Annotated in this window: 11 protein-coding genes and 1 pseudogene; 6 read left to right on the top strand and 6 right to left on the bottom strand. The window is 66.6% G+C overall.

The genetic code is table 11. From position 1 onward, the window contains the following. Positions 1-31 precede the first annotated feature (31 nt). The 3 genes from JQ639_RS18190 to JQ639_RS18180 form a co-directional block, all read right to left on the bottom strand. Complete coding sequence (locus tag JQ639_RS18190; RefSeq protein ID WP_211967493.1) at positions 32-562, bottom strand: HPr kinase/phosphorylase; 531 nt, start codon at positions 560-562, stop codon at positions 32-34. After that, positions 559-2,400 carry a sensor histidine kinase gene (locus JQ639_RS18185; protein WP_211967492.1) on the bottom strand — a complete coding sequence of 614 codons (1,842 nt, stop codon included), beginning with the start codon at positions 2,398-2,400 and terminating at the stop codon, positions 559-561. The genes JQ639_RS18190 and JQ639_RS18185 overlap by 4 nt, the downstream gene beginning before the upstream one ends. Before the next feature lie 158 nt (positions 2,401-2,558). Then, on the bottom strand, positions 2,559-3,260 hold the full coding sequence (locus JQ639_RS18180; protein WP_211967491.1) for a response regulator transcription factor: 702 nt from the start codon (positions 3,258-3,260) through the stop codon (positions 2,559-2,561). Positions 3,261-3,549: 289 nt separating this feature from the next. Between JQ639_RS18180 and JQ639_RS18175 the strand changes: the two genes are divergently transcribed. Both JQ639_RS18175 and JQ639_RS18170 read left to right on the top strand, forming a co-directional pair. Beyond that, positions 3,550-4,284 carry a HugZ family pyridoxamine 5'-phosphate oxidase gene (locus JQ639_RS18175; RefSeq protein WP_211967490.1) on the top strand — a complete coding sequence of 245 codons (735 nt, stop codon included), beginning with the start codon at positions 3,550-3,552 and terminating at the stop codon, positions 4,282-4,284. Positions 4,285-4,542: 258 nt separating this feature from the next. Then, complete coding sequence (locus tag JQ639_RS18170; protein ID WP_211967489.1) at positions 4,543-6,156, top strand: phosphoenolpyruvate carboxykinase; 1,614 nt, start codon at positions 4,543-4,545, stop codon at positions 6,154-6,156. A 73-nt stretch (positions 6,157-6,229) separates the two neighbouring features. Here JQ639_RS18170 and JQ639_RS18165 read toward each other — a convergent pair whose 3' ends face one another. After that, complete coding sequence (locus JQ639_RS18165) at positions 6,230-7,111, bottom strand: LysR family transcriptional regulator (protein ID WP_211967488.1); 882 nt, start codon at positions 7,109-7,111, stop codon at positions 6,230-6,232. A 106-nt stretch (positions 7,112-7,217) separates the two neighbouring features. Here JQ639_RS18165 and bla point away from each other — a divergent pair, with 106 nt between their 5' ends. The 3 genes from bla to JQ639_RS18150 all read left to right on the top strand — a co-directional run bounded on the left by bla (position 7,218) and on the right by JQ639_RS18150 (position 9,730). After that, on the top strand, positions 7,218-8,105 hold the full coding sequence (gene bla, locus JQ639_RS18160; RefSeq protein ID WP_211967487.1) for a class A beta-lactamase: 888 nt from the start codon (positions 7,218-7,220) through the stop codon (positions 8,103-8,105). Positions 8,106-8,246: 141 nt separating this feature from the next. Then, entirely contained in the window at positions 8,247-8,840 is a 594-nt protein-coding gene (locus tag JQ639_RS18155) for a TetR/AcrR family transcriptional regulator (protein WP_211967945.1), read from the top strand. Then, positions 8,837-9,730 (top strand): haloalkane dehalogenase, encoded by an 894-nt coding sequence (locus JQ639_RS18150; RefSeq protein WP_211967486.1) that lies wholly within the window; start codon positions 8,837-8,839, stop codon positions 9,728-9,730. The genes JQ639_RS18155 and JQ639_RS18150 overlap by 4 nt, the downstream gene beginning before the upstream one ends. Positions 9,731-9,755: 25 nt before the next feature. Here JQ639_RS18150 and ligD read toward each other — a convergent pair. Further along, positions 9,756-12,425: pseudogene (gene ligD, locus JQ639_RS18145) on the bottom strand (DNA ligase D); the annotation flags it as partial. Positions 12,426-12,731: 306 nt separating this feature from the next. On the opposite strand from ligD, the gene JQ639_RS18140 reads away from it, so the two are divergent. Next, positions 12,732-13,097, top strand: coding sequence for a hypothetical protein (locus tag JQ639_RS18140; protein WP_211967485.1), 366 nt, complete (start codon positions 12,732-12,734; stop codon positions 13,095-13,097). 15 nt (positions 13,098-13,112) lie between these two features. Here JQ639_RS18140 and JQ639_RS18135 read toward each other — a convergent pair whose 3' ends face one another. After that, on the bottom strand, positions 13,113-13,805 hold the full coding sequence (locus JQ639_RS18135) for an ArsR/SmtB family transcription factor (RefSeq protein WP_211967484.1): 693 nt from the start codon (positions 13,803-13,805) through the stop codon (positions 13,113-13,115). Between the last annotated feature and the right edge of the window lie 18 nt (positions 13,806-13,823).

The raw sequence follows: 13,823 nt of genomic DNA, 5'->3' as shown, positions 1-13,823 counted from the left end.
CGGGGCTGCCGAAGGGGCGTTCGGACGCGGTCTATTCGGTGGCGATAGTGGGGCTTATATGGTTACCAAACTCCTTCCGGCAATCATGCGAAGGTCGAGGATCTGGTACGGAACCGGCCGTGGTGAGCAGAGCCGCCACCACTAATGGAAGCGGCGCAAAGCTGGTTCCGACAGGTATTCTCGGTAATTCGATACCGAATATGCGAGTTTGAAGCGCCGTAACAGGCGGCATGCGTTCGGCATCCGGGGCGGCGAGATCGACGACAAGCCCAACAGGAGCCTCGGGCACAAAGTCGCACCGTCGCAGGCCAAGGCCACGAATTTCGATCAGGCCGGCCAGCGCCGGAACCGCGCGGGCGATCACCGCGCCATCCCGTTCAGCGAGCACCAGGCGGTCGTCGCCGATCAGGATCGCCGGGGGAATCTGTCCGGAACGGCCGGCGACGACGAGGTCGAAGGCGAGGCGCGACTTGCCGGAACCCGACGGGCCGCGAATCAGCACGGCGTGGGCGCCGACCTGGACGGCGGAGGCGTGGATGCTCGGGGCGGGCGCCGGCGTCATAGCGCCGGCAGCCGCACGATGAAGCGCGCGCCGGCGATCAGCGTATCGCCGCTGGCGTCGGGCTTGCCGGCGCGGTTCTCCGCCCAGATGCGGCCGCCATGGGCCTCGACGATCTGCTTGGAGATCGACAGGCCAAGGCCCGAGTTCTGGCCGAAGCCCTGCTCGGGGCGATCGGTGTAGAAGCGGTCGAAGATCTTCTCCAGCGCGCCGGGGCGGATGCCGGGGCCGTCGTCGTCGATGACGATCTCGATCATGTCGTTCTTGGCGCGGCGGCACAGCACGCGCACCGACCCGCCGCTCTTGGAGAACGACTGGGCGTTGGACAGCAGGTTCGAGACGACCTGGCCGAGCCGCGAATCGTGGCCGGGCACCGAGAAGCTGTCCTGCGGATTGCCCTCGAAGCGCACCTGGACGCGGACGTTGTTGCTGTGGCTGGTCTCGTTGGCGACCGTCGCCAGCGTGGTCAGCAGCCGGCGGAGGTCGACCGGCGCCGCGTCCTGGCGTTGCAGCTCAGCGTCGAGCCGGCTGGCGTCGGAGATGTCGGAAATCAGCCGGTCGAGCCGGCGCACGTCATGTTCGATGACATGGAGCAGGCGGCTGCGGCTCGCTTCCGAGCGCGCCAGCGGCAGCGTTTCGACGGCCGAGCGCAGGGACGTCAGGGGATTCTTGAGTTCGTGCGAGACGTCGGCGGCGAAGCGCTCGATGCCCTCGATGCGGTTGTAGAGCGCTTCCGTCATGTCGCGCAGTGCGCCGGAGAGATGGCCGATCTCGTCGCGGCGGCCGGTGAAGTCGGGGATTTCGACACGGGTCTTGATGCGGCGGCGGACGCGTTCGGCGCTGTCGGCGAGACGGCGCACGGGTCCTGCGATGGTGCTCGCCAGCAGCAGCGACAGCATGATCATGACGGCGGCGGCGAGGCCGAACACCTTGAGAATCGCGAGGCGCTCGGCGGTCACCATCTGGTCGATGTCGTCGCCCTGGGTCGACAGCATCAGCGCGCCGTGCACGGCGCGAAAGCGCTGCACGGGGACGGCGACCGAGACGATCACCTCGCCACGTTCGTTGATGCGCACCATGCTGGCCTTCTGGCCGTTCAACGCATCGCCGATCTCGGAGTAGCCGTTGCCGTTCTCCGGGCCGAGTTCGCGGTACAGCGGCAGGTCGCCGCGGTTGAGCCAGGTGCGCACAGCGATGGTGATGCGCTCGATGAAGCCGGGTTTCTCGCTCGACGGCGGTGCGAGGTCGAACCGCAGTACGTCGCCGCGGCCATAGAGGCTGCGGCTGTCGAGCACCAGTACGCCGTCGCGGTCGTAGATCCGCGCCCGCGTCTTGGTTGGCGAGATCAGGCGGCGCAGCACCGGCGCGACGCGCTCGGGATTGATCGGGAAGTCGATGCCGGACAGCACGTCTTCCGAGGGTCCGTAGGTCTCGCCGGGCTTGAGATCGAGCAGCCGGTCGGGGTCGACGGTGATGGTATTGGTCTCGACCGTGGCCGACGCGGCGATGGCGCTGGCGATGATCTCGGCCTGCGTCATCAGCGTCTGCGCGCGCGCGTCGATCAGGCCGGCGCGGAATTGCGACAGGTAGAGGATGCTGGCCACCAGCGCGATCAGGCCGGCGAGGTTGAGCGAGACAATGCGGCGGGTCAGGCTCGAGAAGCTGAGCGCGAAGATGTACTGGCCGGCGCGGCGCAGCCAGCCGAGCGGGCGCTGCCAGCCGGGCACGCGCCTGGCGTCCACGAACTCCGTCGCTTCGGCGTCGGTCTCGGCCTCAGGGATCGGCGGCAGGGTGTCGTCGTCCGTATCCGATTCCCGGTCTGGGAGAGGGCGATCCAGCAAGGGCAAAACAGCCTGGTTGTTGCGCCGGCCCCGCGGGCGGGCCCGAACGCCAGTTTATCCCAGTGCGCGCGCCGCTCCAATCGGATGGCGGCGTGCTCGGTCGCGGAATGCCGTCGGGCCGCGGCCGCCGGCGGCGGTCCGCGCCCCGACGGGCGTGCTCAGGTTTCCTTGAAGCGATAGCCGACGCCGTACAGCGTCTCGATCATCTCGAACTCGTCGTCGACCATCTTGAACTTCTTGCGCAGCCGCTTGATGTGGCTGTCGATGGTGCGGTCGTCGACATAGACCTGATCGTCATAGGCCGCGTCCATCAGCGCGTTGCGGCTCTTGACCACGCCGGGGCGCGTCGCGAGCGCCTGCAGGATCAGGAATTCGGTGACGGTCAGCGTCACCGGCTCGTTCTTCCAGGTGCAGGTGTGGCGCTCCGGATCCATGCGCAGCAGCCCGCGCTCCAGCGCCTTGGGATCGGCTTCCTTCGGGGCGGCGGTCGGGTCCTTGGGGATCGAGCGGCGCAGCACCGCCTTGACGCGCTCGACCAGCAGGCGCTGCGAGAACGGTTTCCTGATGAAGTCGTCGGCGCCCATCTTGAGGCCGAACAGCTCGTCGATCTCCTCGTCCTTGGACGTCAGGAAGATCACTGGCAGGTCGGACTTCTGGCGCAGCCGGCGCAGCGTCTCCATGCCGTCCATGCGCGGCATCTTGATGTCGAGAATGGCAAGGTCCGGCGGGCTGGTGCGGAAGCCGTCGAGGGCCGAGGCGCCGTCCGTGTAGGTCATGATCCGATAACCCTCGGCCTCGAGCGCGATGGATACGGACGTCAGAATGTTGCGGTCGTCGTCGACCAAGGCGATTGTGGGCATGAGCCTGCTTTCAAACTCGGTGGCTGTGGGCGGCGAGCGCTCCTCGTCCCCATGACGCTTCGACCAAGACGCTTCGACCTAAACGATGCTTCGACAAAACGCTTCCAGAGAACGCTCAACCGGGAAAGGTCGGACAACGGACCTTCGATCGCGGGCCAGCGAGCAATGCAAGCTGGGCTGAAATGTGACCGAGTTCCCAGAAACGTTCCTGCGCCATGGGCGGTTCCCGGGCTATATAAACCCGTTCGCTCCGGCGAAAAACCCTTGAATTTCAAAATAGCAGGTTCCCATGACCCCCGACGCCGATTTCGATCCCGGCCTGCATGCCCGTGGTTTGCTGCGCCGCAGCCGCCAGGGCGCGCTGGCGACCCTGATGGCCGGGTCGGGGGACCCGTACTGCTCGCTGGTCAATGTCGCGAGCGCCGTCGACGGCGCGCCGATCCTGCTGATCTCGCGCCTGGCGATCCACACCCGCAATCTGCTGGCCGATCCCCGGGTGTCGCTGATGCTCGACGAGCGGCGCGCGGGCGATCCGCTCGAGGGCTCGCGCATCATGGTCGGCGGCGTCGCCGAGGCGGCTGTCGACGCCACCGTGCGGCGGCGCTACCTCTGCGCCCATCCCTCTGCTGAAGCCTTTGTGGATTTTAAGGATTTCTCGTTCTTCACGATCCGGATCACCGCTGTTCACCTGGTCGCCGGCTTTGGCCGGATCGTCGACCTGACGCCCGCCCACGTGCTGACCGATCTGGCGGGCGCGGATTCCTTGCTCGCCGCCGAGGAAGATATTCTCAGCCATATGAATGCAGACCACCGCGAGACGATGTCGCTGTACGCATCGCGTCTGCTCGGCGCTGCGGAAGGCGACTGGCGCTGTGCGGGCTGCGATCCCGACGGCATGGATCTGCAGCAGGGCCAGCAGGTGCTGCGTCTCACGTTTCCGCGACGGATCGTCGCGCCGGGCGAGTTGCGCAAGGTGCTCAAGGAACTCGCCGACCGCGCGAGATCGGCGGCGCCGTCGCCCTGAGCCGACTTTGTGCCGGTTGCGGCACCTCATGATGGCTCGGACATCACGGGCCCCGCCAAACCGCTCGGATTCCGCATTGCATCATGTTTTCCGGGGCTTGAATAAACCAAATTGGTCGGGATCGGCTTGGCAACCCACGTGTTGAGCACTATTAGAACGCGGATTGAAGCCGACCGTCATCATTCGGTCACCGCGAAATAAAGGGGTGCAAGGCGCCGCCGGGCGTCAGGCGATTCGCGGGTTCAAGGAGGACTATCTGTGCAAGAGACTGGCGTGCATAACGGCGCTTACGGCGCCGACAAATTCGGTTTCAAAAACCTCAAGGGTGTGAACTGGAATCTGGGTACGCCTGCGCTTTACGAGCACGCTCTCCGCAACGGTGAAGCCGAGCTCACCGCCGATGGTGCGCTGTGCGCCGAGACCGGTGTGTTCACGGGCCGCAGCCCGAAGGACAAGTACACGGTCCGCGACGCCACCACCGAGAACAACGTGTGGTGGGCCGGCAACCAGGCGATTACCTCGGAGCAGTTCGAGGCGCTGTATCAGGACTTCATCAAGCACGCCGAAGGCATGTCGCTGTTTGCGCAGGACCTCTACGGCGGCGCCGATCCCGACTTCCGCATCAAGACCCGCGTCTATACCGAGCTCGCCTGGCACTCGCTGTTCATCCGCACCCTGCTGATCCGCCCCAAGGCCTCCGAGCTCGCCGCCTTCACGCCCGACCTCACCATCGTCGATCTGCCGAGCTTCAAGGCCGATCCGAAACGTCATGGCGTTCGCTCCGAGAACGTGGTGGCCATCGATTTCGCCCGCAAGATCGTCCTGATCGGCGGGTCTTATTATGCCGGCGAGATGAAGAAGTCGGTGTTCACGACGCTGAACTACTACCTGCCGGCGCAGGGCGTGATGCCGATGCACTGCTCGGCCAACGTCGGCCCCGACGGCGATACCGCGATCTTCTTCGGCCTGTCCGGCACCGGCAAGACCACGCTGTCGGCCGATCCGGCGCGCACGCTGATCGGCGACGACGAGCATGGCTGGGGCGCGAGTGGCGTCTTCAATTTCGAAGGCGGCTGCTACGCCAAGTGCATCAAGCTGTCGGAAGAGGCTGAGCCGGCGATCTATGCCGCCAGCAAGCGTTTCGGCTCGGTGCTCGAGAACGTCGTGTTCGATCCGATCACCCGTGAAGTCGATTTCGACGATGGCTCCAAGACCGAGAACACCCGCTCGGCCTATCCGCTCGACTTCATCCCCAACGCTTCGCAGACCGGCCGCGCTGGCCAGCCGAAGAACCTCGTGATGCTCGCCGCCGACGCGTTCGGCGTAATGCCGCCGATCGCCAAGCTGACCCCGGCGCAGGCGATGTACCACTTCCTGTCGGGCTACACCGCCAAGGTCGCCGGCACCGAGCGTGGCGTCACCGAGCCCGAGCCCGAGTTCTCGACCTGCTTCGGCGCGCCGTTCCTGCCGCGCGATCCCAGCGAGTACGGCAACCTGCTGCGCGATCTCATCGCCAGGCACAATGTCGACTGCTGGCTGGTCAACACCGGCTGGACCGGCGGCAAGTACGGCGTTGGCAGCCGCATGCCGATCAAGGTGACCCGCGCGCTGCTCACCGCGGCGCTCAACGGCTCGCTGCGCAATGCCGAATTCCGCACCGACAAGTATTTCGGCTTCGCGGTGCCGACCGCGCTGCAGGGCGTGCCCAGCGAGATCCTCGATCCGGTCAACACCTGGAAGGACAAGGCCGAGTTCGACAAGACCGCGCGCAACCTCGTCGCCATGTTCCAGAAGAACTTCGCCAAGTTCGAGGCCAAGGTCGACGCCGAGGTTCGTGCCGCCGCGCCGGACATCAAGCTCGCCGCCGAGTAAAGCACGCGCGTCATCGTCATGTGCGAAAGGGCGGCCCGGCGGGCCGCCCTTTTTGCTGGCGTCGCCGTGTGCGTCAGGCGTGTTCGGCGGCGCCGGCCTCGCCGATCAGCCAGTCCTTGAACGCCGCCATCGCCGGCGTCTGCCGCTTCGAGCGCAGCGACGTCAGCCAGTAGTCGCCGGTATGGATGTCGGTCTTGAACAGGCGCACCAGGCGTTCTTGGCGCAGGTGATCGGCGAACATGCGCGGCGGCAGCAACGCGACACCGGCGCCGCGCGCGGCGACCTCCGCCATGATGATCGAGGAATCGAACATCGCGCCCTTGATGGTGGGGCAGATGAGGCCGGCGGCGGCGAACCATTGCGGCCATTCGTCGGGACGGTAGGAGCGCAGCAGCACTTCACGCTTGAGGTCCGAGGGACGGCGCAGGCGTCTGGCGATTTTCGGTGCGCACACCGGCGTCAGCGGCGCGGCGAGCAGCCGGATGGCCTCGGTGCCGTGCCAGGCACCATCGCCGAACCGGATCGCGAAGTCGAGGCCCTCGCCGGCGATATCGACGCGGTTGTTATTGGTGAGAAGGCGCAGGTCGATGCGCGGGTTGGCTTTTTCGAAGGCCGGCAGGCGCGGCAGCAGCCAGCCGCTGGCGAAGGTACCGACCACGCCGACGGTGACGACATCGCGGAAATAGCCGCCCTCGAAGCGGTCGAGGGTGGCGCGGATGCGGTCGAACGAATCCGCGATCGCCGGCAGCAGCGCCTGACCTTCGTCGGTGAGCGCGAGGCCGCGCGGCAGGCGGCGGAACAACTGCACGCCGAGGAGATCCTCGAGGCTCTTGACCTGGTGGCTGACGGCGGCCTGCGTCACGCGCAGCTCGAGGCCTGCGCGCGTGAAGCTGAGCTGCCGCGCCGCAGCCTCGAAGGCGCGCAGGGCGTTGAGCGGCAAATGTGATGAGCGCATGTCATGACCCAAATTTTTCTAATGTCTCCTCCCATGATTGATCGTTTGTCAAGGCAGGCGGCGGCGACCAAGTTGCCGCCACCGACGAACAGGGATTGAGACGGACATGTTGACGAGACGATTTATGGTGGTGGGAGGCCTCGCTGCGGCGGGTTCCGCCGTGCTGGCCGGCGGGCGTGGCGCGCGGGCGGCCGGGCCGGCGACAGACCAGTTCCTCGCGGAACTGAAGGTGCTGGAGAGCGACAGCGGCGGCCGGCTCGGCGTTGCTGTCGTCGACACCGCGAGCGGCGCGCAGTTCGGCCAGCGCATGGATGAGCGCTTCGCGATGTGCAGCACGTTCAAGCTGCTGCTGGCAGGCGCGGTCCTCGCGCGCGTCGACGGCGGCAAGGAGCAGCTGTCGCGCCGCATCAGGTTCGGCCGCGGCGATCTCGTCGCCTATTCGCCGGTGACCAAGGAAATGATCGATGGCGATGGCCTGTCGGTCGCCGAACTCTGTCATGCCGCGGTGACGCGCAGCGACAACACCGCCGCCAATCTCCTGGTGGCAAGTCTCGGTGGCCCGTCGGCGGTCACGGCGTTCGCCCGCAGCCTCGGCGACCAGGTGACGCGGCTCGACCGTGTCGAGACCGAGCTCAACGAGGGCAAGCCCGGTGACGACAAGGATACGACGTCGCCGCGTGCGATGGCGCACTGTGTGCAGGCCCTGACGCTGGGCGGCGCGCTGCAGGCGGGTTCGCGCGATCAGCTCGTCGCATGGTTGCGCGCCAATGCCACTGGGGATTCCCGTCTGCGCGCCGGCATGCCGGCCGGCTGGCGTGTCGGCGACAAGACCGGCAGCGGCAACCACGGCACGGCCAACGATGTCGCGGTGATCTGGCCGCCGCAGCGCGCCCCGGTCATCGTCGCGGTCTATCTGACCGAGGCGCAGGAGAAAAAGCAGAACGCCACCATCGCTGCGGTCGGGCGCGCCGCCGTGTCGGCGCTCGGCGGCTAAGGCTGCGGGGGCCTGCCCTCGGGCGAGGAAATGAGGCGGGGCGGCCGGGATCGGCCGCCCTTTTTGCTGGCCGTTTGGGGCCGCTGCCCGTTCGCATCATAGCGCTTGACTTTAATACGTACGTACGTATTAAATGAGGCCATGGCAAAAGCATCCCTGAAGCAACAGATCCTCGAAGCCGGCCACGACCTGATCTGGGCCGGCGGCTATGCAGCAACCGGTGTCCGCGACATCGTCGCGGCCGCCAAGGCCCCCCAGGGCTCCTTCACCAACCATTTCCGCTCGAAAGAAGATTTCGCGCTGGAGGTGCTCGATCGCTACTTCGCCTATGTGCAGGGGCTCGTGGCCGAAGCACTCGGCGACACCACACAGCCGCCGACGGTGCGGCTCAAGCGCTACCTCGACCTCATCACCACCAAGCTCGCCGACGCGGACTTCGCCCGCGGCTGCCTGATCGGCAACTTCAGTCTGGAGACGGCTGGCACCAGCGAGCGGCTGCGCGCGCGCCTCTCCGAAATCTTCGCCCTGTGGCGCCAACCTTTTGCGGACTGCATCGCCGAGGCACAGGCCGCAGGCGAGATCACCGACGCCTTCACGGCCGACGATCTCGCCGATTTCCTTCTCGCCTCATGGCAAGGCGCGATGCTGCGGATGAAAGTCGACCGCAGCCCTGCGCCGCTCGAACGTTTCAAGTCGATCGCTCTCGCCACCATTTTCGGGAAAGCAAAGTCATGACCACGAAGCCTGAGCTCGCCTCGCATCAGACGCCTGTGCTCGATTCCACCATGGCCTATACCTCGGCCGGAACGGACGGGCCGACCATCATCTTTCTCCACGGCAATCCGACATCGTCCTACATCTGGCGCAACATCATTCCGCATGTCGCCATGCAGGCACGCTGCATCGCGCCGGATCTGATCGGCTACGGCAGGTCCGGCAAGCCGGACATCGACTACAGCTTCGCCGACCAGGTGCGCTATCTCGATGCCTTCATCGCGGCGCTCGGCCTGACCAATATCATTCTGGTCGCGCAGGACTGGGGCACCGCGCTTGCCTTCCACTATGCGGCGCGCCATCCGCACAATGTCATCGGCCTCGCCTTCATGGAATTCATCCGGCCGTTCGCGACATGGGATCAGTTCCACCAGCGGCCGGAAGCGCGAGCCTTGTTTCAGGCCTTCCGCACGCCCGGCAAGGGCGAGCAACTGATCCTGCACGACAACGTGTTCATCGAGCGGGTGCTGCCGAACTCTGTGCTGCGCAAGCTGTCGGACGAGGAGATGGACGCCTATCGCGCGCCGTTCCCGACGCCGCAGTCGCGCAAGCCGATCCTGAAATTGCCCAACGAACTGCCGATCGAGGGGCATCCGCCAGTGGTGCACGATGCGCTGACGGCCGCCCATGCGGCACTCGCGGCCTCGCGCTATCCCAAGCTGCTGTTCTCGGTGACTCCCGGGGCGCTGGTGTCGCCGGCCGATGCGCAGGCCTTCGCGGCGAAGCTGCACGACTGCGAACTGGTCGAGCTCGGCGCCGGCGCGCACTATCTGCAGGAAGATCACGCCGATGCGATCGGTCGCGGCATCGCCGATTGGATGGCGCGCCGTCTCCTGCCGAAGGCCGCATGACCGGCGCCCGCTGCGCCGCAGAAGTTCACAGAAAGGTTTTCAGCGCGGCCTTCAACGGCCGCGCTGCCGCGTCGTAGCCGGCCCACGCCTTGCTCTTGCCGATCAGTCCGGGCGCGGTCCGCACGGTAAAGCGGCTGGGATCGAGACCAGCCTTCACCTGCGCCCAGGTCAGCGGCATCGACACGGTCGCGCCGGGACGGGCGCGGGGCGACAGCGGTGCCACGGCCGTCGCCATGCGGTCGTTGCGCAGGTAGTCGAGAAAGATGCGGCCGTCGCGCAGCTTCTTAGCCATGTTGATGAGATAGCGTTCGGGATGGTCGTCGGCCATGTCGCGGCAGATCGCCTGGGCGAATGCCTTGGCTTCCTGCCAGGTCACCGCGTTGCGCTTGTCGTGCAGCAGCGGCGACACCACGTGCAGCCCCTTGCCGCCGGTGGTCTTGCAGAAGCTTTCGAGGCCAACCCTCGCGAGGCGCTCCTTCAACTCCTGCGCCGTGGCGATCACCTGCCTGAAGTCGACATCGGCGCCGGGATCGAGGTCGAACACCAGCCGGCCGGGAACCTGAGGCTGGCCGGGGGCGCAATTCCAGGGATGCAGTTCGAGACCGGCGGTCTGCGCCGCCGCGACCAGCCCTTCGACGCTGTCGATCTGCAGATAGGGCTGGCGCTCGCCTGACACCCGCGTCGCGGTGAAGTGCGGCGACATCGTTTTCGTCGAATGCCGCTGGAAAAACGTTTCGCCGCCGATGCCATCGGGGGCGCGCACGATCGAGCAAGGCCGTCCGGCGATGTGCGGCAGAAGCCAGTCGCCGACGGCTGCCATGTAGTGGGCAAGGTCCTGCTTGGTCACCGGCGCGCCGTCGCCGCCATCCGGCCACAGCGCCTTGTCCGCCTTTGTGATGGTGACGCCCATCACCTCGACAGTCGCGTGCGATCCGCGCGCGGCAGCGGTGGCCACGCGGCGCGCACCGCCGGTTCGCCGTGGCGGAGTATTCGGCTCGGCAAGCCGGGGCGGCGCCGCAGCCGCCGGGGTCTCAGCCTCGACCTCCTCGGCCGGCTTGTCGAGCCGCAGCCCCTTGAACGCCGCCTGCCGGACGTTGCCGCCATCGGTCCAGCCCGCGAATGCGATTTCGGCCACCAGCGTCGGCGTCACCCAGTGCACGTCGCGGCCGCCGCGCGGCGCGTCCTTGCCGGTGAACGGGCTGTTGTCGGCGGCGACGGCCTTAAGCGCCGGCAGCAGCGTCTTCAGAACATCCTTGCCGTAGCCGGTACCGACCAGACCGGTGAAGGTGAGCTTTCCTTTTCGGTAGACGCCGACCATCAGCGAGCGGAACTTGCCCGCGGTGGTCTTCCAGCCGCCAATCACCACCTCGTGGCCCTGGCGGCTCTTGGCCTTGGTCCAGCTGTCGGCGCGACCGGAGCGGTAGGGCGCATCGGTGCGCTTGGAGATAATGCCCTCCAGTCCCCCGCGGCTGGCGGCCTCCAGCATCGTCGGCCCATCGGTCTCGAAGTGCTCGACATAGCGCAGGGTCCTGCGCGCGGCGGCGGGCAGCTTGTCCATCACCTGCTTGAGTCGGGCCTTGCGCTCCAGCAGCGGCAGCCCGCGCAAATCTTCGCCATCGACGAACAACAGGTCGAACGCGAGATATGCGAGGTTGCGGTCCGTGCCTTCCGACAGCGCAGCCTGCAGGGCCGAGAAACTGGGGTTGCGGTCGGCACCGAGCGCCACGACCTCGCCGTCGATGATTGCGTCAGGCAGCTTTTCGGCGTTGCGCGCGAGCGTTGGAAACCTGTCTGTCCAGTCGAGGCCTTTGCGTGTCAGCAGCCGGACGTCGTGGCTCTCGACCCGCAACTGGATGCGATAGCCGTCGAACTTGACCTCGTGCACCCAGTCGCTGTCGGTTGGCGGTCGTTCGATCGACTTGCAGAGCTGCGGCTCGATGAAGGCAGGCATTGCCCCGCTCTTGCCGGCGCGGCGTTTGGCATCGGTGGGCTTGGGCGTTTCGGCCGCACTTCGCCGTTTCGGCGATCGGGCGGACGCGCGAATTTGCGCCGCGAGGCCTTCGTTCGAATCCCACACCGCGTCCGGCCGCATCACCGCCCTGGTCAGCATGAACGGTTTGGGACGCGGTCCCGCGCCGCTCGCGATCTCCGCGAGGGAACGGCCCGATGCGACCGACCGATCCTCCTTCAGCAGGTCGTCGCCATCCCCGATCCGGGAATAGGCGTCACGGTGCTTGATCAGCAGCCAGTTGGTGCGCCTGCCGCCGCTGCGGTCGTGCTTCATGCGCACCAGCACCCACTCGCCCTGAAGTTTTTCGCCGGCGAGGGCGAACTTCAGGTCACCCTTGGCAAGGCCCTTGTGGGGATCGTGTGCCAGCCAGTAGCCGCGATCCCAGATCTGCACGGTACCGCCGCCATACTGGCGGTCGGGGATGGTGCCTTCGAAGTCGCCATAGTCGAGCGGGTGATCTTCCACCTCGACCGCGAGGCGCTTGTCATGCGGATCAAGCGAGGGGCCACGTGTCACGGCCCAGGACTTGAACACGCCGTCGAGTTCGAGCCGCAGGTCGTAATGCAGGCGCGTGGCGTCGTGTTTCTGGATCACGAAGCGAAGCTGTGGCGAGGGCGCGATGCGAACATCCCCGCGCGGCTCGGCGGTTCGCGAGAAGTCGCGCTTGGCGCGATACGGAGCAAGTGGATGATCGGCCGTGGTGCGTGACGGGGCGTGGGAGCGATGCGGGCGCGCAGCGGTCGCCTTTTTCCGAGGAGCGCTCTTCCTGCGCGACACTTTTCGCGATGCCGGTTTCCGTGCAGCCAAGCTCCACCTCCGCGCTTTTCACGGCTGCGCTTGCCGCAACGGCAACTCTGCATGCGTTTCGCCGGTTCCTGTCAGATTTTTGTTTCCGTTGATTTCTGAACCGTGTCCGGCGCGGAGGCAACAAGCATTTGTTAACCACGCGGCGCCGTAATGCCGGCCACAGGCAAGAAACGGGACGCGGGCATGTCGGACATCTACAGCATCCTCCAGTCGAGCTACGCCACGGCGTCGTTCTCGCCGCAATCGAATACGCCGTATGTCAACGTCGACCCCGCGAGCTACCAGGGCACGTGGTCAGGGACCTATTCCAACAACGAGAAGTTCGCGATCCAGGTCTCGAACGTCAACGGTTTCCGCGCCCAGGTGAAGTACCAGAGCGGCGCGACGGTCAGCTACCAGAACGTGCTGATCAAGGACAGTTCGTTCCGGATCGGCGATACCAAGTTCACGTTGGCCGGATCGGGGCAGGCGCAGATCCGCACTGCCGTCACCAGCGCGACCACCGGCAACGTCTCGCTGATCACCGGAATGGCGACCCAGAACGGGTGAGGCGACAGGGGCGCCTCAGCGCCGCGTCGCCGTGGCGAACAGCGCGTCGAACTGCTCGGCGCCACGACGGCTGAAGGCGACGACGCGCGAGTCCTTCTCGCGGCGGGCCCACCGCAACACATAAAAGCGGTCGAGCAGGGCGGCGCCGAGCGCGCCGGCGAGATGGTTGCGCCGCACGCTCCAGTCGAGACAAGCCTTGCACAGCGGCCGCCGCGTGGTCCGGATGGCGTCGAGATCGATGCCGAAATCCTCGGCGAACCGCTGCCCTTTCTGCGTCAGCGACAGCTCGGCCTCCTCGTAGGAGATCATGCCGCGGCGCGTGAGGTGATCGAACATCTGCACGCCGCGATCGCCCGCGAGATGGTCGTAGCACACACGGGCCTCGCGCATGGCGGGGTCCCGCGGTCCGGTGCGGACGCGGCGATGGCCGGCATAAGCGGCGAGTCCCATCAGCGCCTCGAGCGCCGAGGCCACTTCCTCGTCGCTGATCCGAAAATAGCGGTGGCGTCCCTGCTTCTCCGGCGACAGCAGTCCGCCGGCGATCAGCTTGGCGAGATGCGAACTCGCGGTCTGCGGCGTCACGCCGGCCTCCTGGGCGAGCTCGCAGGCGGTCAGCGCGCGGCGGTCCATCAGCGCGGTGAGAATGTTGGCGCGGGCGGGATCGCCGATCAGCGAGCCGAGCAGCGCGATATCGGGGCCTGTCTTCATGGCACCACAGTAGTGGAC

This window comes from Bradyrhizobium sp. U87765 SZCCT0048 (assembly GCF_018131225.1).
GTDB lineage: Bacteria > Pseudomonadota > Alphaproteobacteria > Rhizobiales > Xanthobacteraceae > Bradyrhizobium_A.
The sequence above is the reverse complement of the archived record's forward strand: the minus strand, read 5'-3'. Positions and strand labels throughout refer to the sequence as shown.

What these genes read in the sequence shown, in the direction of transcription:
- JQ639_RS18190 (WP_211967493.1), bottom strand. Translation starts at nt 562, where the DNA reads ATGACGCCGGCGCCCGCCCCGAGCATCCACGCCTCCGCCGTCCAGGTC.
- JQ639_RS18180 (WP_211967491.1), bottom strand. Translation starts at nt 3,260, where the DNA reads ATGCCCACAATCGCCTTGGTCGACGACGACCGCAACATTCTGACGTCC.
- JQ639_RS18175 (WP_211967490.1), top strand. Translation starts at nt 3,550, where the DNA reads ATGACCCCCGACGCCGATTTCGATCCCGGCCTGCATGCCCGTGGTTTG.
- JQ639_RS18165 (WP_211967488.1), bottom strand. Translation starts at nt 7,111, where the DNA reads ATGCGCTCATCACATTTGCCGCTCAACGCCCTGCGCGCCTTCGAGGCT.
- bla (WP_211967487.1), top strand. Translation starts at nt 7,218, where the DNA reads ATGTTGACGAGACGATTTATGGTGGTGGGAGGCCTCGCTGCGGCGGGT.
- JQ639_RS18155 (WP_211967945.1), top strand. Translation starts at nt 8,247, where the DNA reads ATGGCAAAAGCATCCCTGAAGCAACAGATCCTCGAAGCCGGCCACGAC.
- JQ639_RS18150 (WP_211967486.1), top strand. Translation starts at nt 8,837, where the DNA reads ATGACCACGAAGCCTGAGCTCGCCTCGCATCAGACGCCTGTGCTCGAT.
- JQ639_RS18140 (WP_211967485.1), top strand. Translation starts at nt 12,732, where the DNA reads ATGTCGGACATCTACAGCATCCTCCAGTCGAGCTACGCCACGGCGTCG.
- JQ639_RS18135 (WP_211967484.1), bottom strand. Translation starts at nt 13,805, where the DNA reads ATGAAGACAGGCCCCGATATCGCGCTGCTCGGCTCGCTGATCGGCGAT.